General features: G+C 72.0%; 20 protein-coding genes. 10 read left to right on the top strand and 10 right to left on the bottom strand.

Features of this window, described 5'->3' with window-relative positions:
* Nucleotides 1–284 precede the first annotated feature (284 nt).
* Entirely contained in the window at nt 285–2810 is a 2526-nt protein-coding gene (locus ACTWJ9_RS14320; protein ID WP_279334615.1) for an ATP-dependent Clp protease ATP-binding subunit, read from the top strand.
* Nucleotides 2811–2900: 90 nt separating this feature from the next.
* On the opposite strand, the gene ACTWJ9_RS14315 is transcribed toward ACTWJ9_RS14320, so the two are convergent.
* On the bottom strand, nt 2901–3587 hold the full coding sequence (locus ACTWJ9_RS14315) for an HAD family acid phosphatase (RefSeq protein ID WP_279334614.1): 687 nt from the start codon (nt 3585–3587) through the stop codon (nt 2901–2903).
* 443 nt (nt 3588–4030) lie between these two features.
* Between ACTWJ9_RS14315 and ACTWJ9_RS14310 the strand changes: the two genes are divergently transcribed.
* The gene (locus ACTWJ9_RS14310) at nt 4031–4777 is read left to right on the top strand and encodes a M23 family metallopeptidase (RefSeq protein WP_443295790.1); all 747 of its coding nucleotides are present in this window, start codon (nt 4031–4033) and stop codon (nt 4775–4777) included.
* Between the two features lie 271 nt (nt 4778–5048).
* Here ACTWJ9_RS14310 and cseC read toward each other — a convergent pair whose 3' ends face one another.
* From cseC to ACTWJ9_RS14285, 5 genes are all read right to left on the bottom strand, one after another.
* A complete protein-coding gene (gene cseC / locus ACTWJ9_RS14305) occupies nt 5049–6395 on the bottom strand; it encodes a two-component system sensor histidine kinase CseC (RefSeq protein ID WP_387036817.1) in 1347 nt (448 codons plus the stop codon).
* An 8-nt stretch (nt 6396–6403) separates the two neighbouring features.
* Nucleotides 6404–7102, bottom strand: a complete 699-nt coding sequence (cseB, locus tag ACTWJ9_RS14300; RefSeq protein ID WP_279334611.1) for a two-component system response regulator CseB — start codon at nt 7100–7102, stop codon at nt 6404–6406.
* A gap of 11 nt (nt 7103–7113) precedes the next feature.
* Nucleotides 7114–7782, bottom strand: coding sequence for a hypothetical protein (locus ACTWJ9_RS14295; RefSeq protein ID WP_387036820.1), 669 nt, complete (start codon nt 7780–7782; stop codon nt 7114–7116).
* Complete coding sequence (locus tag ACTWJ9_RS14290) at nt 7770–8309, bottom strand: SigE family RNA polymerase sigma factor (protein WP_279334609.1); 540 nt, start codon at nt 8307–8309, stop codon at nt 7770–7772. The genes ACTWJ9_RS14295 and ACTWJ9_RS14290 overlap by 13 nt, the downstream gene beginning before the upstream one ends.
* A 293-nt stretch (nt 8310–8602) precedes the next feature.
* Complete coding sequence (locus tag ACTWJ9_RS14285; RefSeq protein ID WP_443295789.1) at nt 8603–9589, bottom strand: A/G-specific adenine glycosylase; 987 nt, start codon at nt 9587–9589, stop codon at nt 8603–8605.
* A 348-nt stretch (nt 9590–9937) separates the two neighbouring features.
* Here ACTWJ9_RS14285 and ACTWJ9_RS14280 point away from each other — a divergent pair, with 348 nt between their 5' ends.
* The gene (locus ACTWJ9_RS14280) at nt 9938–10774 is read left to right on the top strand and encodes a hypothetical protein (protein WP_388707568.1); all 837 of its coding nucleotides are present in this window, start codon (nt 9938–9940) and stop codon (nt 10772–10774) included.
* A 69-nt stretch (nt 10775–10843) separates the two neighbouring features.
* Here the strand turns inward: ACTWJ9_RS14280 and disA are convergent, their stop codons facing one another.
* Both disA and radA read right to left on the bottom strand, forming a co-directional pair.
* The gene (gene disA, locus ACTWJ9_RS14275; protein ID WP_279334606.1) at nt 10844–11968 is read right to left on the bottom strand and encodes a DNA integrity scanning diadenylate cyclase DisA; all 1125 of its coding nucleotides are present in this window, start codon (nt 11966–11968) and stop codon (nt 10844–10846) included.
* A gap of 82 nt (nt 11969–12050) precedes the next feature.
* Nucleotides 12051–13460 (bottom strand): DNA repair protein RadA, encoded by a 1410-nt coding sequence (gene radA / locus ACTWJ9_RS14270; RefSeq protein WP_279334605.1) that lies wholly within the window; start codon nt 13458–13460, stop codon nt 12051–12053.
* A gap of 176 nt (nt 13461–13636) precedes the next feature.
* Here radA and ACTWJ9_RS14265 point away from each other — a divergent pair, with 176 nt between their 5' ends.
* Complete coding sequence (locus ACTWJ9_RS14265) at nt 13637–15529, top strand: BACON domain-containing protein (protein WP_443295788.1); 1893 nt, start codon at nt 13637–13639, stop codon at nt 15527–15529.
* 75 nt (nt 15530–15604) lie between these two features.
* Here ACTWJ9_RS14265 and ACTWJ9_RS14260 read toward each other — a convergent pair whose 3' ends face one another.
* The gene (locus ACTWJ9_RS14260) at nt 15605–16453 is read right to left on the bottom strand and encodes a hypothetical protein (RefSeq protein ID WP_279334603.1); all 849 of its coding nucleotides are present in this window, start codon (nt 16451–16453) and stop codon (nt 15605–15607) included.
* A 95-nt stretch (nt 16454–16548) separates the two neighbouring features.
* Here ACTWJ9_RS14260 and ACTWJ9_RS14255 point away from each other — a divergent pair, with 95 nt between their 5' ends.
* The 4 genes from ACTWJ9_RS14255 to ilvD all read left to right on the top strand — a co-directional run bounded on the left by ACTWJ9_RS14255 (nt 16549) and on the right by ilvD (nt 21232).
* Complete coding sequence (locus tag ACTWJ9_RS14255) at nt 16549–17481, top strand: Ppx/GppA phosphatase family protein (RefSeq protein ID WP_279334602.1); 933 nt, start codon at nt 16549–16551, stop codon at nt 17479–17481.
* Nucleotides 17482–17694: 213 nt separating this feature from the next.
* The gene (locus tag ACTWJ9_RS14250; protein WP_387036828.1) at nt 17695–18573 is read left to right on the top strand and encodes a sugar phosphate isomerase/epimerase family protein; all 879 of its coding nucleotides are present in this window, start codon (nt 17695–17697) and stop codon (nt 18571–18573) included.
* The gene (locus tag ACTWJ9_RS14245) at nt 18570–19229 is read left to right on the top strand and encodes a TetR/AcrR family transcriptional regulator (RefSeq protein WP_387036830.1); all 660 of its coding nucleotides are present in this window, start codon (nt 18570–18572) and stop codon (nt 19227–19229) included. Before ACTWJ9_RS14250 ends, ACTWJ9_RS14245 begins: the two co-directional genes overlap by 4 nt.
* A gap of 149 nt (nt 19230–19378) precedes the next feature.
* Nucleotides 19379–21232 carry a dihydroxy-acid dehydratase gene (ilvD, locus tag ACTWJ9_RS14240; protein ID WP_279334599.1) on the top strand — a complete coding sequence of 618 codons (1854 nt, stop codon included), beginning with the start codon at nt 19379–19381 and terminating at the stop codon, nt 21230–21232.
* Between the two features lie 69 nt (nt 21233–21301).
* Here ilvD and ACTWJ9_RS14235 read toward each other — a convergent pair whose 3' ends face one another.
* A complete protein-coding gene (locus ACTWJ9_RS14235) occupies nt 21302–23500 on the bottom strand; it encodes a serine/threonine-protein kinase (protein WP_279334598.1) in 2199 nt (732 codons plus the stop codon).
* 182 nt (nt 23501–23682) lie between these two features.
* Here ACTWJ9_RS14235 and ACTWJ9_RS14230 point away from each other — a divergent pair, with 182 nt between their 5' ends.
* Complete coding sequence (locus ACTWJ9_RS14230; RefSeq protein ID WP_443295787.1) at nt 23683–23997, top strand: SH3 domain-containing protein; 315 nt, start codon at nt 23683–23685, stop codon at nt 23995–23997.
* A gap of 65 nt (nt 23998–24062) precedes the next feature.
* Complete coding sequence (locus ACTWJ9_RS14225) at nt 24063–24575, top strand: EamA/RhaT family transporter (RefSeq protein ID WP_279334595.1); 513 nt, start codon at nt 24063–24065, stop codon at nt 24573–24575.
* Nucleotides 24576–24610: the final 35 nt, after the last annotated feature.

Genomic DNA, 24610 nt, shown 5'->3' with positions numbered 1-24610 from the left:
GGTCGGTGGCAGCGGGTAAGACATCCCTAGTGGGAGGGGACGACACGCAGGGCGGGGACGCATTCCGTTCGCCATGGGCGTACTGGAGATGGGGGTAACTACCTGGCCTGCGGGAACATCGTCTCGCACCATCGGGTTGAAGCATATGTCGGCGTTCGGGGTCAGGAGGCCATCGAGGGTGTCGGCAGTAGGAATGAGCGGTCCCCGCTTGCGGGACTAAGCTGCGGAAGGACAGGGAGGGGAAGTTCCCCCCACTGCCTGACCGCTCTGAGGAGCGATTAACGATGTTCGAGAGGTTCACCGACCGCGCGCGGCGGGTTGTCGTCCTGGCTCAGGAAGAAGCCCGGATGCTCAACCACAACTACATCGGCACCGAGCACATTCTCCTGGGCCTGATCCACGAGGGTGAGGGTGTCGCCGCCAAGGCCCTTGAGAGCCTCGGGATTTCGCTCGAGGCGGTCCGCCAGCAGGTGGAGGAGATCATCGGCCAGGGGCAGCAGGCGCCCTCCGGCCACATCCCCTTCACTCCCCGTGCCAAGAAGGTGCTCGAGCTGTCGCTCCGCGAGGCGCTGCAGCTGGGTCACAACTACATCGGCACGGAGCACATCCTGCTCGGCCTGATCCGCGAGGGCGAGGGCGTCGCCGCCCAGGTCCTGGTCAAGCTGGGCGCAGATCTCAACCGGGTGCGGCAGCAGGTCATCCAGCTGCTCTCCGGTTACCAGGGCAAGGAGACCGCCACCGCCGGCGGTCCTGCCGAGGGCACCCCCTCCACGTCCCTGGTCCTCGACCAGTTCGGCCGGAACCTCACCCAGGCCGCTCGTGAGTCCAAGCTCGACCCGGTCATCGGGCGCGAGAAGGAGATCGAGCGGGTCATGCAGGTGCTGTCCCGCCGCACCAAGAACAACCCGGTGCTGATCGGTGAGCCCGGCGTCGGCAAGACCGCCGTCGTCGAGGGCCTCGCCCAGGCCATCGTCAAGGGCGAGGTGCCCGAGACCCTCAAGGACAAGCACCTCTACACCCTGGACCTCGGTGCCCTGGTCGCCGGCTCCCGCTACCGCGGTGACTTCGAGGAGCGCCTGAAGAAGGTGCTCAAGGAGATCCGCACCCGCGGCGACATCATCCTGTTCATCGACGAGCTGCACACGCTGGTCGGTGCGGGTGCCGCCGAGGGCGCCATCGACGCGGCCTCCATCCTGAAGCCGATGCTGGCCCGCGGTGAGCTGCAGACCATCGGCGCGACCACGCTGGACGAGTACCGCAAGCACCTGGAGAAGGACGCGGCCCTGGAGCGCCGCTTCCAGCCGATCCAGGTCGCCGAGCCGTCCCTGCCGCACACCATCGAGATCCTCAAGGGTCTGCGCGACCGGTACGAGGCGCACCACCGCGTCTCCATCACCGACGAGGCGCTGGTCCAGGCGGCCACGCTGGCCGACCGGTACATCTCGGACCGCTTCCTCCCGGACAAGGCGATCGACCTGATCGACGAGGCCGGTTCCCGGATGCGCATCCGCCGGATGACCGCGCCGCCGGACCTGCGCGAGTTCGACGAGAAGATCGCCGGCGTCCGCCGGGACAAGGAGTCCGCGATCGACTCGCAGGACTTCGAGAAGGCCGCCTCGCTGCGGGACAAGGAGAAGCAGCTCCTGTCCGCCAAGGCGAAGCGGGAGAAGGAGTGGAAGGCCGGCGACATGGACGTCGTCGCCGAGGTCGACGGTGACCTGATCGCCGAGGTCCTCGCCACGGCCACCGGCATCCCGGTCTTCAAGCTGACCGAGGAGGAGTCCTCGCGTCTGCTGCGCATGGAGGACGAGCTCCACAAGCGGGTCATCGGCCAGATCGACGCCGTCAAGGCGCTGTCCAAGGCGATCCGCCGTACGCGTGCCGGCCTGAAGGACCCGAAGCGTCCCGGTGGCTCGTTCATCTTCGCCGGTCCGTCCGGTGTCGGTAAGACCGAGCTGTCCAAGGCCCTCGCCGAGTTCCTCTTCGGTGACGAGGACGCGCTGATCTCCCTCGACATGTCGGAGTTCAGCGAGAAGCACACGGTCTCGCGCCTCTTCGGTTCGCCCCCCGGCTACGTGGGCTACGAGGAGGGCGGTCAGCTGACGGAGAAGGTGCGTCGCAAGCCGTTCTCGGTCGTCCTCTTCGACGAGGTCGAGAAGGCCCACCCGGACATCTTCAACTCGCTGCTGCAGATCCTGGAGGACGGTCGCCTGACCGACTCCCAGGGCCGGGTCGTGGACTTCAAGAACACGGTCATCATCATGACGACCAACCTCGGCACCCGGGACATCTCCAAGGGCTTCAACCTGGGCTTCGCCGCCGCGGGCGACAAGAAGACCAACTACGAGCGCATGAAGAACAAGGTGTCGGACGAGCTCAAGCAGCACTTCCGTCCCGAGTTCCTCAACCGCGTCGACGACGTGGTCGTCTTCCCGCAGCTCACCCCGGACGACATCCTCAAGATCGTCGACCTGATGATCGACAAGGTGGACGAGCGCCTGAAGGACCGGGACATGGGCATCGAGCTCTCCCAGTCCGCCAAGGAGCTGCTGTCCAAGAGGGGCTACGACCCCGTGCTGGGCGCCCGGCCGCTGCGCCGGACCATCCAGCGCGAGATCGAGGACTCGCTGTCGGAGAAGATCCTCTTCGGCGAGCTGCGTCCCGGTCACATCGTGGTCGTGGACATCGAGGGCGAGGGCGAGACCGCCACCTTCACCTTCCGCGGTGAGGAGAAGTCGGCCCTGCCCGACGTCCCGCCGATCGAGCAGGCGGCCGGTGGAGCCGGCCCGAACCTCAGCAAGGAAGCGTAAGCGTCACGGCAGCCGAGAGGGGCCGGTGCCCGAGCAGGGCACCGGCCCCTCTCGCATGCCCGGACGCCCGGATGTCCGGACGCCCCGTGCCTACGACAGCCGGCCGTCGTAGTCCGGCAGCTTGTAGGTCCTCTCGGCATGGCCGCCCGACAGATCGGTGGCGCTGTTGCCGATGTTGGCGATGATCGTGTAGCCCTTCGACTCGATGTCGACGCGCTGTGCCGTCTTGTACTCGGCCACGTTCCGGAACAGGTCGAAGAAGCCGCGGACGTAGAGCCCGGCGGACTCGTATCCGGCGTGGTCGAGGTTGAAGGCGGTGGGGGCGTGGATGATGCCCGGCCGGGCGGTCACGAAGAACACCGCGACACCGCGCTCCTGGGCGTACTCGGCGACCTCCAGGACCGGCTTGTTGGCCGGTTGCGGGAAGCTGAACCCGAAGTCGGTCTCCAGCGCGGTGTTGTCGATGTCGAGGACGATCGCCTGCTTCTCGCCCGGCCGCGGGGCCGCGATGCGCTGCTTCAGCTGGGGCAGGGCCTGGTCCATGACCGCCCGGCAGTCCCGCTGCCAGGTCTCGTGGTCGACGGCTGCGGCGGCCGTCGTGGCCGCGGCGGCGGTGGTGGCTGCCGGGGTGGTGGTCGAGTCGGCAGCCGTCGTGGTGGTGGTCGCGGGAGTGCCGGAGGTGCTTGCGGCCTGGGCGGGGACGGCCAGGGCCATCAGGGCCGCGGCGGACACGGCGGTCACCGATGCACGGCGCAGCCAGGGGCGTCGGCTTCTCATGGGGTGAGGGGTCCTCTCACGCTCATAACGCTGTCAACATGTCGTGTGCATGCTCGTCTGCGAGGGTGGCGCGAGGGGAACCGTAGGGTTACCGGGCGGTAGGCGGCTAGAGGCGTACGCCACATTTATGGAATGTCCGCTCCGGGCTCCCGGTGACATGCTGCACAGGCGTTTTGTCCGGTACTAGCCGAAATAGTGGCAAGAGGCTATGGGGCAAAGCGGATATTTGGGTTAAATCTCTGATCGATCAGCCTTAAATGGGGCTTTCGACCCGCCTGTCGGCTGTGTCAAGAGACGTGCATCTCACTACAGAAGTACGAACTTCCGTCGTAGATGACCCCCTTTGTGGCTTTGTGGGTGGTCGGGTTACCAAGGAATGGCCACTGCAGCGCGGACCTGTTCGCCGGGTGGTTTTCCTCTGCTCCCTCCCCCATGAGGTTTCGATGTTCCAGCGCGTCACGTCCCGTTCCTTCCTCGCCTCCCACCTCCGCACCCGTGCTGCCGTGCTGGCCGCCGGTGTCGGGGTCTCGGCTGTCGCGGGAGTCGGGATCGCGGCCGCCGCCAGCAACACGGCCGCCACCGCCACCACCGCCACCACCAGCGCCAGCGCCACCGCCGTGCAGGCCCAGGCGACCGCCCAGGCCAAGGCCGCGCAGGCCAAGGCCGCGCAGGCCAAGGCCGCGCAGACCAAGGCCGTCGAGGCGAAGAAGACGGCCGAGGCGAAGAAGGCGGCCGAGGCGAAGAAGGCCGCCCAGCCCGCCAAGAAGGCGGCGTCCTGGGTCAGCCCGGTGAAGAGCTACACGGTCTCCGCGAGCTACGCCCAGGCCGGCGGCATGTGGCAGTCCGCCCACAGCGGCCAGGACTACGCCGTGCCGAGCGGCACCGAGGTCGTGGCCACGCACGGCGGCACGATCGTGAAGGCGGGCGGCAACGGCGCCGGCGACGGTCCGGCGTACGGCAACGCCGTCGTCGTCAACCACGGCGACGGCACGTACTCCCAGTACGCCCACCTCTCCCAGGTGAACGTGCAGCCCGGCCAGGTCGTCAAGACCGGCCAGAAGATCGCCCTGTCCGGCAACACGGGCAACTCCAGCGGTCCCCACCTGCACTTCGAGATCCGGACCAGCTCGGGCTACGGCTCCGCCATCGACCCGGTGAAGTTCCTGAGTGGCAAGGGCGTCCGGCTCTGAGAACCCCGTGGTGAGAGCCGGCCCCGGGTACCCAGTGTCGTGTACCCGGTGCTGCGCACCCTCCCGGGTGGCCCGGCCCACCCGGCACCCGGGGTCTCAGGACCCTCCGGTGCCCCGGAGGGCCTGAGCGACCGGATCGAAGGACGGCGATCCGGTCCCGGCACCGCGATGAGCGAGCCGGTCCGACCGTCCGCGCATGTCTTCCAAGCCCTCCGTCGGGTTCTCCCGTCCGGAGGGCTTTCGGCACCCGCGTGCCCGCCGCGGCGGTCCCTCACTGGGACAGCATCGGATAGCTCCCCGTGTCCGTCGGCGCGTGTTCCGGCAGCCACAGTACGGCGAGCGCGCCCTCGGCCGGCGCGTCCTTCGGGGCTCCGGCCGGTCGTACGTTGCGGAAGGTGAGCCGCGCCCCCAGCACCCGGGCCTGCCCGGCCGCGATGGTCAGCCCCAGGCCGTGGCCGCGGCCGGCCCGGTCCGCGCTGCCGGTGCGGAACCGGCTCGGCCCCTCGGCGAGCAGGTCCGCGGGAAAGCCGGGCCCGTGGTCGCGGACCCGGACGACCCGCCCCTCGACGGAGACCTCGATGGGCGGCCTGCCGTGCCGGGCGGCGTTGGCGAGGAGGTTGAAGAGCACCCGCTCCAGCCGCCGCGGGTCGGTGGTGACCTCCGACTCGTGCACCACGTGCACCGTGACGTCCGGGTCCTTCGCCGCGATCCGCCGGGTGACGAACCGGGCCAGCAGGATGTCCTGCAGTTCGGCCCGCTCGGAGGCGCCGTCCAGCCGGGCCACCTCCAGGACGTCCTCGACCAGGGTGCGCATGGCCTTCGCCCGGTCCAGCACCAGTTCGGTCGGCCGGCCCGGCGGCAGCAGTTCGGCGGCGGTCAGCAGACCGGTCACCGGGGTGCGCAGTTCGTGCGCGATGTCGGCGGTGACCCGGCGCTCGGCCTCCAGCCGCTGCCGCAGCGCGTCCGCCATCGCGTCCACCGCGCTGGCCAGGTCGTCGGTCTCGTCCAGGACGACCCCGCCGATGGCCTCGCGCACCCGGACGTCCGTCTCCCCCTTGGCGACCCGGTGGGCGGCGCTCGCCGCGTTGCGCAGCCGACGGGACAGATGGCCGCCGATCAGCACCCCGAGCGCGCTGCCGCCTAGGACGACCGCGATGGAGCCGATCACCAGGGCCCGGTCGAGGTCCCTGAGGATGTTCGAGCTGCGGTCGGTGAAGCCCGAGTGCAGGGACATGACATGCCCGTCCTGCAGCGGTACGGCCGCCCAGATGTCCGGCGTCCCGCCCGGCCGGTCGGCCACGTACGTCGCGCGCCGGCCCGCCTCGACCTTGGCCCGCAGCTCGGCCGGCAGCTCGGGGTCGTCGATCCTGGTGTTGGGGAAGTTCAGCCGCCCGGACAGCTCGTAGTTGCGCTGGGCGATCATGATGCGTTCGTCGGCGAGATCGCGCGCGTTGTCCAGCATCGACACCCGGGCCGCGTTGTGCACCACCAGGCTCAGCGCGAGCGCCACCAGCGCGCCGACCAGGGCGATGGCGGCACTGAGTTTCCATCGCAGACCGGTCCGGATGCCCGCCCGGTCGAGAACCGCTCGCACCGGGCGCCGGAAGTACCCCCGCATGTCCCTGCTCAGGCCTTCAGTTTGTAGCCGAAGCCGCGGACCGTCTCGAGGCGGTCCTGGCCGATCTTCCCGCGCAGCCGCTGCACATGGACGTCGACGACCCGGGTGTCGCCGCCCCAGCCGTACTCCCACACGCGTTCGAGCAGTCGGTCGCGGGAGAGCACGGTGCCCGGCGCCGACGAGAACTCCAGCAGCAGCCGCATCTCGGTCGGTGTCAGGGACACGGGCTCCCCGGCCCGCCGCACCTCCATGCCCACGGTGTCGATCTCCAGCTCGCCGAAGGCCAGGACGCCCCCGTCGTCCGCGGCCGCCGGATCCCGCCGGCCGCCGTTCGCCCGGTCGAAGCGGCGCAGCACCGCACGGATGCGGGCGACCAGGACGGCGCCGTCGAACGGCTTGGTCACGTAGTCGTCGGCGCCCGCCTCCAGGCCCAGGACGACGTCGATGGAGTCCGCGCGCGCCGACAGCATGATCACCGGAACCATCGACTCGTCGCGGATGCTCCGGCACAGGCTGACCCCGTCGAGGCCGGGGACCATGACGTCCAGCAGCGCGATGTCGGGCCGGTCCGCCCGGAACGCCTCCAGGCCGGACAGCCCGTCGGGCATCGCGGTGACCGCGAAACCGTCCCGCTCCAGGGCGAGTTGGGTGGCCTCACGGATGACGTCGTCGTCCTCGACGAACAGCACGTGGGTCTGGTCTGCCATACCGGTGCTCCTCAGCTGTCGGGCACCGGCGTCGGCTCCGTGCCCGCCACCTTGCCGTAGTCGTTGTGGGTGCGGAACTTCTCGGCGAACCGGTCCGAGGTCCAGCGGTAGGTGATGACGTTCTCGCCGGAGGGACTCGACACGGGGTCGCCCCGCTCGTACACCTGCAGGGTCACCACCAGGTCCCCGCGGTCGATCTCCGCGTACACCGGCGGCTCCTCGGTCCTGAACACGTTCCGGTACGCGCCGCCCTGGCCGCGGTACACGTACGAGCCGACGCCCACCGCGTCGCTGCAGGTCAGCACGTTGACGACGACATCGTCCACGGTCCCTCCGGTGAGGTTCCCGTAGCTCACGTCGACGGGGTACTCGTCGGCCACGCACGGCTTCAGCTCCTGTTTGACCGCCGCCGAGACCGTCGGGTCGCCCTTGACCAGCCGCACCGCGTCCACGCGGGCACCGGACGTGACCGGCATGCGCGAGGCCGCGTAGGACGGAGCCGAGGGCCGGCCGCCGGCCGTCGACTCCGCGTGCGCGGGCCCCTCGTCCCGTGCGCCGGTGCCGCCCGTACCGCAGGCGGTGGCGACAAGGCCGAGAGCGGCGAGCACGGACGTCACCGTGGTCGCCGCCCGGGCGGTCTTCCGGGCCCGGTCGGGCCCCGCGCCGGTCAGGCCGCGCAACGCTCCCGCTCCTCATGCTCCAGCGCGCGTGCGTTCAGTTCGCGGGCCTCCAGCTCCTCGCGGAGCCGGGCGAGCGCCCGGTGCAGCGTGCTCTTGACCGTTCCCGCCGACATGCCGAGGGCGGCGGCCGTCTCCTCCGTGGACATCTGCTCCCAGTGTCGCAGCACCACCACACTGCGCTGCTTCGGGGCGAGCACCTTCAGCACGTCCATCAGGAGTGCGCGGTCGGCGTGCTGCTCGGTGGCGTCGTCCACGCGGGCGTCCGGGAGCTGCTCGGTCGGCACCTCCTCCAGCTTGCGGGCGCGCCACCACTCGGTCCGCGTGTTGATCATGACGCGGCGCAGGTAGGCGTCGGCCAGCCGCTTGTCGGCGATGCCGTCCCAGCGGCCGTAGGTCCGGGCCAGCGCGGTCTGCAGCAGGTCCTGCGCCTCGACGGGGTCCGGCACCAGACGGCGGGCGCTGCGCAGCAGCGCGTCCTGCCGGGTGCGGACGTACTCCTCGAACCCGAGCACCTCGCCCTGCGTCATGGTGTTCCGCCCTTCCGCTCCCCGCGCCGGCCCGCCCGTGCGGTCCGGTCCCCACCGCTGTGATCCGCGGTCGTCGTGTCCCTGACTGGAGGGCACGGGAACGAAGTTACGGAGGTGTTGTCACGGCACTGTGCGGGGCAGCCTGCGGCCGGCCGTCGGCTGTCCGTCGGTTGTGTAACGGAAGTAGGAACGAGGTAAAGGAGTGGGGCGGTTGGGGGGAGTGTGGGGCGATATGGCCGCGCCGGGGTGCCGGCGGACCCCCGTACGCGGGGAGCGGGCGGCCCGCCGGCGCGTCAGGTCAGCGGCAGCCGGTACAGCCCGCCGGGCAGGGGTTCGACCAGGCCGTCGGCGACGAGGCTGTCCAGCGCACGCGCGCGCTGCACCGGCTCGTGCCACACCCGGTCCAGGACCCCCTGCGGGACAGGGCCGTGCGCCTCCCGCAGCACGGCCAGCAGCCGCCCGCGGACCTGACGGTCCGTGCCCGCGTACGTCTGGCCCCGGCGTGGCGGTCCCTGGTGCGCCGGCTTGCCCGCGAGCCGCCAGGCGCACTGCGCGGCGATCGGACAGTGGTGGCACGCCTCGTTCTTCGCCGTGCACACCAGCGCCCCCAGCTCCATGGAAGCGGCGGCCCACCGCGCGGCGGTCGACTCGTCCTCGGGCAGCAGCGCGCGGGCGAGCCGGCGTTCGGCGGCGGTGGTGGCGTTCGGCGGGTACTGCACACCGGTGACCGCGCGGGCGAACACCCGGCGGACATTGGTGTCCAGCACCGCGTGCCGCTGCCCGTACGCGAACGACGCCACGGCGGCCGCCGTGTACTCGCCGATGCCGGGCAGCGCCAGGAGTTGCGCGTGGTCGGTGGGCACGTCGCCACCGTGCCGTTCCGTTATGGCGGCGGCGGCGCCGTGCAGCCGCAGTGCGCGGCGCGGGTAACCGAGCCGGCCCCAGGCGCGGACGGCCTCACCGGGTGCCTCGGCGGCGAGGTCGGCGGGGCGCGGCCAGCGGGCCAGCCACTGTTCGTAGACGGGCAGGACCCGGTTCACCGGGGTCTGCTGGAGCATGAACTCGCTGACCATCACCCCCCACGCGCCGGCCTCCGGGCGCCGCCACGGAAGATCCCGGGCGTGCTCGTCGAACCAGTCGATGACGGGGGAGTGCAGCGGCTCTCCGGGAGCACGCTGAAGCGCTGTGTCGTCGGCGGAGGTGTCGGCGGTCTCGGTGGTCCGGGTGGGCTCGGTGGTCTCGGCGGTGCCGCTGTGCGGGGGCCTGGTGGGAGCAGTCATGGCACCTCGATCCTGCCACGACCACCCACGGGAACGGGCACTCCGCCACCCCGTCAAGCGGGCGACAGGGTTCTGGCCAGAGGTGCAAGCGCCGCGATCGCGAACGCGTGGGGGGTCGGAGTGCCGCGTCGGAGTGCCGCGTCGACGGTGCCGCTCGCCGCCCGCGAAGCCCGCGGTCACGGATCGTGTCCAGGATGCCGAAACGGTCACACCGTGCGATCATCGCGCACCGCGCCCGGCGAGAGGCAGGGGCAGCGGGCGGTTTCCGGGATGATGATCCTGAAAAGTTGTGGCTCTTGGCGGCGGGTGGGGCCGGTGCCGGCCCGGATCTCTCGTACAGTTTGCGCCGTGGGATCTCTGCGCAATCCGGTCGGGCCGCTTCCCTCCTCCATCTATTGGCGTAGGAGGGCAGTACTGCTGTCCTTGCTGGGGGTGTTGGCGTTGCTCGTCACCTGGATCGTCGTCTCCGGCGACGGGGGCGACGGGGGACACGAGAACGGGGCCAACGGCAAGAATCCCGCGCCGTCCACCATCGCCCCGGGGCCCTCGAGTTCGGGGCCGGCGATCAGTCAGGCGCCGGGCGGACGGGACGAGTCGGGCGGTGAGGGCTCGGGCGGCGCCTCGTCCGGGGCCGGTGCGGAGGACGACGGGGCGAACGGCGACCCCGGTGACTCCGGCGGCGGCTCGGACGGCGGTACCGGTGGTGGCGATGCCGACGGTTCCGCGGGCGGTGCCTCGGCGGGGGTCGGCGCGGGGGACGCGCTGCCGGCCGGGTCCGGACTGCCCGACTGCACCCCGAGCGCGGTGAAGTTCAGTCTGCGCAGCGTCCGCAACGCCTACGAGCCCGACGCGGAGCCCGCCTTCCGGCTGACCGCGCGGAACATCTCCGGCAGCGACTGCAAGGTCGACCTCGGGCCGGAGAGCGCGGTGCTGACGATCACTCAGGCGGACGGTGACGAGGCGTACTGGGCGTCGGACGACTGTCCGAAGGGCCCGCGGAGCCTCGTCTTCCGGGTGCCCGCCGGCGACAGCATCACGTACGGCGTGAAGTGGGACCGCAAGCCGAGCGCCGCGCAGTGCGCGACGCCGCCGGCGGGGTCGGCGAAGGCCGGTACGTATCTGGTGGAGGCGAAGGCACCGGGGTTCGCGAAGGTGCAGACGTCCTTCGTGCTGGAGAACGCCTGAGGTTCACCCGGACCGGAGCGGCCGGAGCGGGCCGGATCCGGGAGCGGTCCGGACGGGCCGGGCCGACCGCTAGACGTACCGCTCCAGGATCGAACTCTCCGCCAGCCTCGACAGGCCCTCCCGGACGCTGCGGGCGCGGGCCTCGCCGACGCCGTCCACCGTCTGGAGGTCGTCCACACTGGCGGCGAGCAGCTTCTGCAGGCCGCCGAAGTGCTCCACCAGGCGGTCGATGATCGCTCCGGGCAGCCTCGGCACCTTGGCCAGCAGCCGGAAGCCGCGCGGGGAGACCGCCGAGTCCAGTGTCTCGGGGGACCCGGTGTACCCCAGGGCACGGGCCACCGTCGACAGTTCCAGGAGCTCGGCCTGGGGGAGCGCGTTCAGCTCGTGCAGGGCCTGGTCGACGGTGCGGGCGCGCTTGGCGGTGGGCTCGGGGACGTAGTCCCGCACGACCAGCTCGCGCTCCGGCTCCACTCCCGCGATCAACTCGTCGAGCTGGAGGGAGAGGAGGCGGCCGTCGGTGCCCAGTTCGACCACGTATTCGGTGATCTCGGTGGCGATGCGGCGCACCATCTCCAGCCGCTGCGCGACCGCCGACACGTCCCGCACGGTCACCAGGTCCTCGATCTCCAGCGCCGACAGGGTGCCGGCGACCTCGTCGAGGCGGAGTTTGTAGCGCTCCAGCGTCGCGAGCGCCTGGTTGGCGCGGGACAGGATCGCCGCCGAGTCCTCCAGGACGCGGCGGTGGCCGTCGACGTACAGCGCGATCAGGCGCATCGACTGGGAGACCGAGACGATCGGGAAGCCGACCTGCTTGGAGACGCGGTCGGCGGTGCGGTGCCTGGTACCGGTCTCCTCGGTCGGGATCGTCGGGTCCGGCACCAGCTGGACGCCGGCCCGGAGGATCTTCGACAGATCGGACGACAGGACGATGCCGCCGTCCAGTTTGCACAGCTCACGCAGCCGGGTCGCGGTGAACTCGACGTCCAGGACGAAGCCGCCACTGCACAGCGTCTCCACGGTCTTGTCGGAACCGAGCACGATGAGACCACCGGTGTTGCCCCTCAGGACGCGCTCCAGACCGTCACGGAGGGCGGTACCGGGTGCCACGGCACTCAGTGAGGCGCGCATCTGGCGATCGGAACCGGCGCTCCCGCCGGACTTTCCGGGAGCTGCTGCCCGGTCGTTGGCTGCCACTGCACTCCTCCGGTCGCGATGTACTGGGGCGCCCCTGTTTCGCGCACTCGGTTCGTACGGACGGGCGAGACCAGGGCAAAGTCTACCGGCGGTCCTCCTCGTCCCGTGGGGCCTCTCGGCGACGGGAGCGGGGAAGGACGCGCAGGGCGTCCCCTATGTCCGCGACTTCCAGAACCTTCATTCCTGACGGGATTTTGCCCGGATCGCCCGGCACGAGCGCGTGCGTGAAGCCCAGGCGGTGTGCCTCGGAGAGTCTGCGCTGCACGCCCGTGACCCGCCTCACCTCGCCCGCGAGGCCGACCTCGCCGATCGCGACCAGGTTCTTGGGCAACGGGGTGTCGCTCGCCGCCGACGCCAGGGCGAGCGCGACGGCCAGATCCGCCGCCGGTTCGGAGAGTTTCACCCCGCCGACCGTCGCGGAGTAGATGTCGCGCTTGCCCAAGGCGCTGATGCGGCCGCGCTGTTCGAGGACCGCGAGCATCATCGAGACGCGTGAGGTCTCCAGTCCGGACGTGGTGCGGCGGGGGGAGGGGATCTGCGAGTCGACCGTGAGCGCCTGCACCTCGGCGACCAGGGGGCGGCGGCCCTCCAGCGTCACCGTCAGACAGGTGCCCGGGACCGGCTCCGCACGGCGGGTGAGGAACAGCCCGCTGGGGTCGGCCAGGCCCGTGATGCCCTCGTCGTGCAGTTCGAAGCAGCCGACCTCGTCGGTCGTGCCGTAGCGGTTCTTGACGCCCCGGACCAGGCGCAGGCGCGCGTGCCGGTCGCCCTCGAAGCTCAGGACCACGTCCACCAGGTGCTCCAGCAGCCGCGGGCCCGCGATCGCGCCGTCCTTGGTGACGTGGCCCACCAGGAGGGTGGACATCCCGCGGTCCTTGGAGGCCCGGATCAGCGCGCCGGCCACCTCACGGACCTGGGCCATGCCGCCCGGCGCCCCGTCGATCTCCGGGGAGGCGACCGTCTGCACCGAGTCGAGGATCAGCAGGGACGGCTTCACCGCGTCGAGGTGGCCGAGCACGGCGGACAGGTCCGTCTCGGCGGCGAGGTACAGATGGTCGTCGATGGCGTGGATGCGGTCGGCCCGCAGCCGGACCTGACTCGCCGACTCCTCGCCCGTCACGTAGAGCGTGCGGTGCTCGTCGCTCGCCGACTTGGCCGCGACGTCCAGCAGGAGCGTGGACTTGCCGACGCCCGGCTCGCCCGCGACGAGGACGACGGCGCCCGGGACCAGCCCGCCGCCGAGCACCCGGTCCAGCTCGGGGACACCGGTGGAGCGGGCCGTGGCCTGACGGCCGTCGACCTGGCCGATGGGCAGGGCGGAGGTGGTGACCCGCCCCGGGGTCGTCGTACGGACCGCGGGCACGCCGTACTCCTCGACCGTCCCCCAGGCGTGGCACTCGGGGCAGCGGCCGAGCCATTTGGCCGTCTGCCAGCCGCACTCGGTGCAGCGGTAGGACGGTCGGTCCTTGGTGGTCTTGGTACGGGCAGCCATGGTCGAAACGGTAGCCCCCGTCACTGACAACCGGGGACCGGAGCCCGCCGCACGGAACCCACGCCGGCCGTGAGGCGAAAGGTTCCTGTCCCCGATTGAGGGATCGTTTCACCCGTACGGATTAAAACTGCGCAGGGCTCCGGAAGGGGCCACCCCCGGCCGCCTACGGTCGCCGAATGATGAGCAGTGGCCCGGAGATCCCGACCCGCATGACCGGCGTACACCGGGCGCACCGGGAGGTGCGCGACCGGGGGGCCGCCCGCACGCTGGCGCACCGGCCGTCGGTATGCCACGAACCGTACCTGGACGGCCTGTTCACCTACTGCCTCTCCGTGCTGTGCGACCACGACGCGGCGACCGCCGCCCTGGCCGAGGTCCTCACGCTCGCGGAGCGCCGCGGACGGCAGGTGCCGGACGCGGCCGGGGAGCGCAGGGCCTGGCTGTACGCGCTGGCCCGCTGGGCGTGTCTGCGCAAGCTGGCCGAGGCCCGGCAGGAACGGCAGGTCACCCATGCGGCGGGCCGCGGCGGCCGGAGAGGACCGGACCGGACCGCCACCGCCCCGGCCGTCTCCGAGGAGGTCCAGGAGCAGCGGCGCGGTGAGCTGGCCCTGCTGGCCTGGCCGGAGGCCGCGGGCACCGCACCGGAGCAGCGCGAGGTGCTCGAACTCGCCGTCCGCCACCACCTCGGGGCCCACGAGGTCGCCGCCGTGCTCGGCATGGAACCCGTCGCCGCCCGCGAACTGCTCGCCTCCGCCGCCTGCGAGGTCGAGCGCACCCGCGCGGCGCTCGCCGTCGTCGAGTCCGGTGCCTGCCGGGGCGTGGCGCACCTCGCCGGCGACGACCGGCTCGTGCTCAGCAGTACGCTGCGCCGCGAACTCGTCCGGCACGTCGACGACTGCCCGCGCTGCCGCCGTACCGCCGAGCACGCCGTCCCCGGCCGCTGGCCCGGCACCAGCGTCACCCCCGACGAACTGCCCGTCCTGGCGGTTCCCGACGCCGCCCTGCACGCGGCGATGGCGCGGCAGCGACGCGCGCGTGGTGCCGCGCCCCGCTTCGACCGGCGCGGCTTCCCGATGGATCCCAGGGACCGGATCGCGCGAAGAGAGCGGCTGCGCGCGCGCGCCGTCACGACGACCGTCGTCGCCACCGTCGTCGCGGCCCCCGTGCTCGCGCTGTGGGCCGCCTACCGAGGCACCTCGGTCGGTGAGGCCGGGGACGGCCGCTCCGCCTCCGCGCGGGAGGCCGACACGCCCGTCGACCTCGACGGCGAGGGAGCGGGCGGCTACGAGAACGCCGGCAACGCCAGCACCCGGCCGGACGGCCCTTTCGGCAAGGTGGGCAGGAACGGTAAGAAGGGCAGGGACGGCGAGGACGGCGGGGACGGCGACGCCGACGTGTCCGTGGAGGTCGTCGGCGTCGCCGGGGACGGCCGTACGGGCGCCGACGCGTTGGGCGTCACAGCCGCTCGCAGCGGTGACACCACGCTGATCACGCTGACCGCCAGGGGCTCCGCCCCGGTCCGCTGGTCCGCGTCGACGGGTGTGTCCTGGCTGTACCTGAGCCAGTCGTCGGGGACGCTCCGACCGGGCCAGTCATGGACGATCAGGGTGTACGTCGACCAGTTGCGCGAGCCGTCCGGCCACTGGAGCGCGCGGGTGGCGGTCTCACCCGCCGGCGCGGTGGTGACCATCACCGGCCACGGTCCGGCCCCCGGCCCCTCCGCCCCCGGCGGGTCGCACTCCGGTGGCCCCGGCCATCCCGGAAGCCCGGGGTCCGCGCACCCCGGCTCCCCGAGCGCCCCTCCCCCGAGCTCCGGCGAGCCGGAAGGGCCGCCGCCGCCGTCCCGGGCCCCGGATCCGACGCCCACGTCACCGGCCCCGTCGGAGCCCGGCCCGAGCGGGCCGCCCCCGTCCCCCGAGCCGGAACCCGCCGACCCGGAATTCATCGAGCCGGAGCCTCCCGGCCCGACACCGGGCGACCCGGCCTCGACGGGCCCGGCCTCCACCACCCCGGCGGACTCGGCGTCACCGTCCGCCGCCGGCGGCGACGCGAGCCCGTCCGCGTCCTGACGCGTGCACCGCGTGCGCCGTGTGCTCCGTGCCCCGCAGGCCCGGAGCCCGGCGCCCCGGGAGACGTGACGAGGATCAGGCCGGATCCGCCGGATGCGGTGCCACCAGCGGCAACTGCGAGGCCAGCCGTTCCTCGCACAGCTCGGCCAGCCGGTCGTAGCCGGCCTTGCCCATCAGCTCGGTCAGCTCCGCCCGGTAGGAGACGTACACCGGATCACCCGCGCCGTGCGCCGAGGTCGCCGATGTGCACCACCAGTGCAGGTCGTGGCCGCCCGACCCCCAGCCGCGGCGGTCGTACTCGCCGATGGAGACCTGCAGCACGCGCGTGTCGTCGGGCCGGTCGATCCAGTCGTAGGTCCGCCGGATCGGAAGCTGCCAGCACACGTCCGGCTTGGTCTCCAGCGGCTCGCGGCCCTCCTTCAGGGCGAGGATGTGCAGCGAGCAGCCCATGCCACCGGCGAAGCCCGGCCGGTTCTGGAAGATGCACGAGCCCTGGAACGGCCGGGTCTGCCGGTCGCCGTCCTCGTCCTCGGAGACCCAGCCGTTCCGGGTGCCCTCGGCGTGGTGCTGCCAGATGTCCGGAGTGAGCCGCGCGACGTGCCCCGCGACCCGCTTCTCGTCGTCCTCCTCCGAGAAATGCGCGCCCAGGGTGCAGCATCCGTCGTCCGCGCGGCCCGCCTGGATGCCCTGGCAGCCGCTGCCGAAAACGCAGTTCCAGCGGGAGGTCAGCCAGGTCAGATCGCAGCGGAACAGCTGCTCGTCGTCGGCCGGATCGGGGAACTCCACCCATGCCCGCGCGAAGTCGAGGCCCTTCTCGTCGTTCGGCGGAACATCCGACGGCACCTGGGAAGGACCGGCGGCCTTTTTGGCCTTCTTGGCCTTCATGTCCGTCTTCTCATTCTTCGCCTTTTTCGTCTTTGGCACCCGTCCAGGGTAAGTCGCCCATCTCACGGTCCGGCACCGGCTCGAGTTCCGCGGAGCGGGGTTCACGCCGTCCGGCGGGCAGTAGCGTGCCGTACATGAGACTCGGTGTCCTCGACGTGGGCTCGAACACGGTGCATCTGCTGGTGGTGGACGCGCACCCCGGGGCGTGCCCGCTGCCCGCCCACTCGCACAAGGCGGACCTGCGCCTCGCCCAGCTGCTGGACGCCGACGGGGCGATCAGTGCCGACGGGGCGGACCTGCTGGTCTCGGTCGTCCGGGAAGCACTTCAGGCCGCCGAGGACAAAGGCGTCGAGGAACTGCTGCCGTTCGCGACGTCGGCGGTGCGTGACGCCCGCAACGCCGAGGACGTCCTCGCGCGCGTGCGGGAGGAGACCGGCGTCAAGCTCCAGGTCCTCACCGGCGCGGAGGAGGCCCGGCTCACCTTCCTCGCCGCCCGTCGCTGGTTCGGCTGGTCGGCGGGAAAGCTGCTGGTCATCGACATCGGCGGCGGCTCCCTGGAGGTCGCCTTCGGTCTCGACGAGGAGCCCGACGCCGCGGTGTCGCTGCCGCTGGGCGCCGGCCGTCTCACCCTCGCCCGGCTGCCCGGTGACCCGCCGGTACCGGACGACGTCCGCGCGCTGCGCCGGCACGTCCGCGCGGAGATCGCCCGTACGGTCGGCGAGTTCAGCCGCCTCGGCCCGCCGGACCGCGTGGTGGCCACCTCCAAGACCTTCAGGCAGCTCGCCCGCATCACGGGCGCCGCCCGCTCCGTCGAGGGTCCGTACGTCCCGCGTGAGCTCAAGCGCCAGTCCCTGGAGGGCTGGGTGCCGCGGCTGTCCGGTATGACCACCGCCGAGCGCGCCGGGCTTCCCGGCGTCTCCGAGGGCCGCGCGGGCCAGCTGGTCGCAGGGGCCCTGGTGGCGGAGGCCGCGATGGACCTGTTCGACGTGGAGTGCCTGGAGATCTGCCCCTGGGCCCTGCGCGAGGGCGTCATACTGCGCCGTCTGGACCACATGGGTCCGGTGTAGCGAGTCCGCGCGGCGGAGGGGTGCGGGCCGTCCCGTGTCCGGTTAGGTCGGTCACACGGCGGGCGCCCGGACCGGCGCCCGGACCGGCGGCCGAGGGCGCCGGACAAGCGCCCCGTGCCCTGCGGACATGCCGTTTCGGCGGGGGCGAACGGCTCCGGCCGAAGCACATCGCTCGCGTCCCGCCCGTCGAACACACCCCGTACGCTGTCCCTCGTGGCAGAACCAGCGGTGCGCATCCCGGATGCGAAGGTCGCTCTGTCGACGGCCTCCGTCTATCCGGAGTCGACGGCGACGGCCTTCGAGATCGCCGCACGCCTCGGGTACGACGGCGTCGAGGTCATGGTGTGGACCGACCCGGTCAGCCAGGACATCGAGGCGCTGCGCAGACTCAGCGACTACCACCACATGCCCGTCCTCGCCGTGCACGCCCCCTGCCTGCTCATCACGCAGCGCGTGTGGTCCACCGACCCCTGGACCAAGCTCCAGCGGGCCCGTTCCGCCGCCGAGCGGCTCGGGGCCACCACGATCGTCGTCCATCCGCCCTTCCGCTGGCAGCGCCACTACGCCCGTGACTTCGTCGAGGGAGTCTGGCGGATGGCGGACGAGACGGATGTGCGGTTCGCCGTGGAGAACATGTACCCCTGGCGCTACCGGGACCGCGAGATGCTCGCCTACGCCCCCGACTGGGACGTCACCAAGGACGACTACCGCCACTTCACGATCGATCTCAGTCACGCCTCGACCGCCCGCACCGACGCCCTGGGGATGCTCGACCGCATGGGCGACCGCCTCGGTCACGTCCACCTCGCCGACGGCCGGGGCTCGGCCAAGGACGAGCACCTCGTGCCCGGCCGCGGCGACCAGCCGTGCGCCGAGGTGCTGGAGCGCCTCGCGGCCGACGGCTTCGACGGCCATGTCGTCATCGAGGTCAACACCCGCCGCGCCATGTCCAGCGCGGAGCGCGAGGCCGACCTGGCGGAGGCGCTCGCGTTCACCCGCCTGCACCTGGCGTCCGGTCCCACCGGATCGACCGGGCCCGCAGGGGCCACCGGGCCCACCGGGTCCTCGGCGCTCTGGACGCCGCGGCGATGACCGACGTCAGCGCGCCCGGCGGCCCGGACGCGTCCCCCGGCGGCAGCGGTAGCGGCACCGGCACCGCTCGGCGCCGCGGCCGTCCTCCGCGTACGGAGTCGGCCGGCACCCGCGACCGCATCCTGGACGCCGCCCGCGAGGAGTTCTCCGAACGCGGGTACGAGAAGACCTCCGTACGGGGGATCGCCAAGTCGGCCGGCGTCGACTCCGCACTGGTCCACCACTACTTCGGCACCAAGGAGCAGGTCTTCGAGGCGGCCGTCGAGGTCGCCTTCGCCCCCGCGCTCAAGGGCCGGGACGCCGTCCTCGACGCTCCCGTCGAGGAGGTCGGCGAGCGGATGACCCGGATGATTCTCGGGCTGTGGGAGAACCCGGTGACCCGGACCCCGCTGCTCGCGATCGTCCGCTCCGCCGTCAACAACGAGGCCGCGGCCGGCGTCTTCCGCCGTCTGGTAGCCGGTCAGCTGCTGCGCCGGATCGCGGGGCAGCTCGACCTGCCGGACGCGGAGCTGCGCGCCGAGCTCGCCGCCGCCCAGCTGGTCGGGATCGCGATGATCCGGTACGTGATCAAGATGGAGCCGCTGGCCTCGGCGGACCCCGAACAGATCATCAGACGGGTGGCGCCGGTGGTGCAGGGGCATCTGACCGGCCCCTGAGGCACCCGCGGCCCACCGCTCCCGGACTGAGACACGTATCTCGCAGTCCGGACGGCCTGTCCCGATCCCTGGATGACCGGCGTACGCTCGACCGGAGTCAGAACTCTCTGGCCCCGGCACCCCGACAAGGTCTGAAGGAGCGAGCGACGATGCCCGAGCTGAGGTCCCGCACAGTCACCCACGGCCGCAACATGGCGGGCGCGCGCGCCCTGATGCGAGCCTCCGGTGTGCCGGGCGCGGACATCGGCCGCAAGCCGATCATCGCCGTCGCCAACAGCTTCACGGAGTTCGTCCCCGGCCACACCCACCTCGCGCCGGTGGGCAGGATCGTCAGCGAGGCGGTCGTCGCGGCCGGCGGCATCCCGCGCGAGTTCAACACGATCGCCGTCGACGACGGCATCGCGATGGGCCACGGCGGCATGCTCTACTCGCTCCCCTCCCGCGACCTGATCGCGGACAGCGTGGAGTACATGGTCGAGGCCCACTGCGCCGACGCCCTGATCTGCATCTCCAACTGCGACAAGATCACCCCGGGCATGCTCAACGCCGCCCTGCGGCTGAACATCCCGACGGTCTTCGTCTCCGGCGGCCCGATGGAGGCCGGCCGGGCCACCCTGGTCGACGGCACGGTCCGCACGCTGGACCTGATCGACGCGATGGTGGACGCCGCCGACGACCGGATCTCCGACGCCGACGTCCTGCGCATCGAGGAGAACGCCTGCCCGACCTGCGGCAGCTGTTCCGGCATGTTCACCGCCAACTCGATGAACTGCCTCACCGAGGCCATGGGCCTCTCCCTCCCCGGCAACGGCTCGGTCCTCGCCACCCACACGGCCCGCAAGGCGCTCTACGAGAACGCCGCCCGCACGGTCATGGACATCACCCGCCGCTACTACGAGCAGGACGACGAGACGGTCCTGCCGCGCGGCATCGCCACCGTCGCCGCGTTCGAGAACGCGATGGCGCTGGACATCGCCATGGGCGGCTCGACCAACACGATCCTGCACCTGCTGGCCGCCGCCCAGGAGGCCGAGGTCCCGTTCGGTCTGACCGAGATCGACGCCCTCTCGCGCCGCGTCCCCTGCCTGGCCAAGGTGGCGCCCAACGTCGCCGGGGACCGCACGTACTACATGGAGGACGTGCACCGCGCGGGCGGCATCCCCGCCCTGCTCGGCGAACTGCACCGCGCGGGCATGCTGAACGAGGACGTGTACTCGGTCCACAGCCCGTCCCTGGCCGACTGGCTGAAGACCTGGGACATCCGCGGCGGCTCCCCGTCCCCGGAGGCGGTGGAGATGTGGCACGCGGCCCCCGGCTGCGTCCGCTCCGCCGAGGCCTTCTCCCAGTCCGAACGCTGGGACGCCCTCGACGAGGACGCCGAGGGCGGCTGCATCCGCTCCGCCGAGCACGCCTACTCCAAGGACGGCGGCCTGGCCGTGCTGCGCGGCAACCTCGCCGTGGACGGCTGTGTGGTCAAGACGGCCGGCGTCGACGAGTCCATCTGGACCTTCGAGGGCCCGGCGGTCGTCTGCGAGTCGCAGGAGGAGGCCGTCGAGAAGATCCTCACCAAGCAGGTCGCGGAGGGCGACGTCGTCGTCATCCGCTACGAGGGCCCCAAGGGCGGCCCCGGCATGCAGGAGATGCTCTACCCGACGTCGTACCTGAAGAGCCGCGGCCTCGGTAAGGCCTGCGCCCTGATCACCGACGGCCGCTTCTCCGGCGGCACGTCCGGCCTCTCCATCGGCCACGCCTCCCCGGAGGCGGCCTCGGGCGGCACCATCGCCCTGGTCGAGGAGGGCGACCGCATCCGCATCGACATCCCCAACCGCTCCATCGAGCTGCTGGTGGACGACGCCGAGCTGGCCCGCCGCGAGCAGGCGCTGAACGGCACGTACGCCCCGAAGAACCGCGACCGCAAGGTCTCCGCCGCCCTGAAGGCGTACGCGGCCATGGCCACGAGCGCCGACAAGGGCGCGGTGCGGGACATCTCGAAGCTCGCCTGACACCGGCCCGACCGCATCACCACGCGCGCGTGGCCCCTCATCCGCGGGGCACGCGCGCGTCGGTGCTCCCTACCAGGTGGCCGGGTCCCGGCCGTCCACGGCGAAGACCGTGCCGTCGGGGGCGGTGGCGTAGACGTGGCCGTCGGCGAGCACCGGCTCGGGCAGCGCGGCGACGACCCGGTCGGAGGCAGCCGCCATCCGGGGCCCCGTCTGCCCGACGAGGCGCCCCACCCGCGCATCCACAGCGAGCAACCGCCCGTCGGGCGCCGTGAGAAAGACATGCCGCGCGTCGGCCACCGGCGCGGAAGTACGGGCCACACCGGTTTCCAGGCTCCACCGCTGTCGCAGCGCCCCCATGTCGACGGCCACGAGCCTGCCGCCGGTCCCCGCCAGGTGGGCGACCCCCTCGTGCACGGTGCCCTGCACCTGCGCCAGCGGGGCGGGCAGCTCCACCCGTCGCACCTCCCGGGTGCCCGGTGTGTAGCGGACGAGGGCCTCCACCTCGCCGTAGACAGCGTCCTCGGAGGTGAGGACGACCGAGTCGTTCATGGTGCCGACCGGTTTCAGCGTTCCCGTCAGCCGCGCGTCCCAGCGCACCTCACCGGTCTGCGGATCGACCGCCGTCACCCGCGTGCCGGAGCCGTCCGCGGAGGTGCTCGTCGCGTACGTGAGCGGATCCCCCGCGAACGAGTCGAAGTACGGCATGTCGTGTCCGGGTATCGGGCTGCTCCATCTCGTGTCGCCCGAGGCGGCGTCCACGCCGGTGACCGTGCCGTCGTCGCCGGTGAGCAGCAGTGTGCTCCCGGCGCTGTCCAGCCCGCGGTACTCGGCGGTGTTCTGACGCCACACCGGCTTCCCCGAGGCGGGGTCGAGCGCCTCCAGGCCGCGGCGCTGGTTGAGCGCGGGCTGCACGAGGCCACCCGACAGGGCCGGTGGCCCGCTCCGGTCCGTCCGCGCGACGGTGTGCCGCCACAGCGTGCCGCCGTCGTCGGGATCGAGGGCGAACACCTGCCCCGGCAGGGCGCAGAACAGCCGGCCGGCTCCGTACGAGCACTGCGGGGTGCTCTGCTCCCCGGACGGCGTCACCTCCCACGCCTGGAACGAGGCCGCCGCGGTCCGCACGCCGGTGGTCCGTTTTTCCGGGACTTCGTCGCCGAGCAGTTGGACGGAGAAGAGCGTGCCGAAGACGGCGAGGGCGAGCGTCCCGCCCCCGAGCAGCACCCGCTTGCTCAGCGGAGGCCGTGCGGAGCGCCGGGCCGCCGCCTGCCCGGCGGGGGGCTCCTCGGCATCCGCCCCGGGCCCGGAGCCGTGCTCTGCTGTTTCGGGTTCGTCGGGTTCCGGTTCCGCCTGATGGCCGGGTGCGGTGCTCGTGGAGGCCGTCGGGTCCGTCCGCTGTGCCGGTATGAAGGCCTCGGCCAGGAACGCCCGGGTGTCGTACGAGGCCGCGACGGACCGCAGCTCCCGCATCAGCTCGTCCGGGGAGGGCCGCTCCTCGGGTTCCTTGGCCAGGCAGCGCAGCACCAGCGGGGTGATTCCCTCCGGCACGCCGGTCAGGTCGGGCTCGTCGTGCACGACCTGGTAGGCGACGACGTACGGGCTGTCGGAGTCGAACGGCCCGCGTCCGGTGGCCGCGTGCACCAGGAGCGAACCGAGCGCGAAGATGTCGGCGGAGGGCCCCACTTCACGAGGGCGCCGGAACTGCTCGGGTGCCATGAAGGGCGGAGTGCCGATCAACTTCCCCGTCTCGGTCCGCAGTTCGCTGTCCTTTGGCCGAGAGATACCGAAATCGATGACCTTCGGCCCGTCCTCGGCGAGCAGTACGTTGCTGGGCTTCAGATCGCGGTGCACCACTCCGACGCGGTGGATGTCCCGCAGCCCCTCCGCGAGTCCGGCCATCAGTCTGCGCAACTGGGGCGAGGGCATCGGGCCGTTCCGCTTCACATGCTCGGCGAGGGTCGGCCCGGGGATGAACAACGTTGCCATCCAGGGCCGTTCGGCCTCCGGGTCGGCGTCGACGACCGGCGCGGTGAAAGCGCCGCTCACCCGCCGGGCCGCCGCCACCTCCTGCCGGAAACGCCCTCTGAACTCGCGGTCCCGCGCGAACTGGGCGTGCACGACCTTCACCGCGAGCTTCAGCCCGGACGTACTCCGGGCCAGATGCACCACGCCCATTCCACCGGAGCCGAGGCGCGACTCGAGACGGTAGTGACCGGCGTACTCGGGAAGTTCCGCTTCCGCGCCCGCTCCGGCGTTCCGCTGTGGCGCCATGGAACCACCCCCGTGCTGTTCGTCCGCGCGCGCGACGCACGGAGCCTAGTCGATGACACGTACGAGTCCGAGGCGGCTCGCTGGTGTCCGTGTTCCATGAATGAACAGGTGTGCGTGGCGTGTTTTGGGGGAAGGAACGGACCCCATGACAGTCATGGGATGCACAACGGGGGAGGCTTTCCATGTCAGTTGACCATGTCGGTGAGGCAGAGGGCACCAGCGGGACGGAGTCCGTCGGCACGGCGGCCCTGCGTTACTACCCGGTCGCACCGGGCGTCCGTCTCAACGTCCGCAGCGGTCCGGGCACCGGGTACACCGTCGTCCGCGTCCTGGCGGAGGGGGCGAAGGTCCCCATCTCCTGCCAGACCCCGGGGACCACGGTCACGGGCCCGTACGGCACGTCGAAGATCTGGGACAGCATCGCCAACGGAGAGTACGTCTCGGACGCCTACGTGAAGACGGGCAGCGACGGCTACGTCGCATCGCGCTGCGGCTGACCCCGCCCGGGTCCCTTTCGTAGCCCGCCCGGAGCCCGGGGTGCCGACGGAGCCATAATCGATGCGTGAGCGCAGAGAACGGCACCCCGGACAGCACCGCGGGCTCCACGGGAGCCCCGGCGGGCCCCCGCCCCGAGCCCATCCGCTTCTTCGGCACCACCTGGGTCGACCACGACAACGGCTACGCGGCCCGCCGCATCGGCGTCGCCGTCGGCTCCCTCGCCGCCGCGGCCGTCTCCTGCCTCGCCCTGCGCTTCGCCTACCAGGGCCTTCAGATCGCCGAGGTCGGCGGCTTCGTCGGGATCCTCGCGGTCGGGATGTTCGCGGTCTGCAGCGCCCTCGCGTTCGGGCACACCTGGGAGGCGTTCAAGCGCCGCCCCGACCCCGACCGGCAGCGGTCCCTCCGCGGTCTGCTCAGCGTCGGCTTCGTCGGCTCCCTCCTCGCCTACTTCTTCCGCTCCCTCACCGAGGCCCCCGGCGAGAAGCTCCACCGCGAGGAGTACCGGACGGCCCGCGAGCAGTACGAGAAGCGGATCTCCCGCCGCTCCGGCAACCCCGGGAAGCGCCGCCGCCCGTAGGGCCCCTCCCCGCAGCACGGGCCCCGCCCCCGCCC

It is taken from the genome of Streptomyces sp. GDS52, from assembly GCF_052246875.1.
GTDB classification, from domain to species: Bacteria; Actinomycetota; Actinomycetes; order Streptomycetales; family Streptomycetaceae; genus Streptomyces; species Streptomyces cathayae.
Note: the sequence above shows the minus strand (reverse complement) of the source record. Positions and strands in the feature narration are given on the sequence as shown.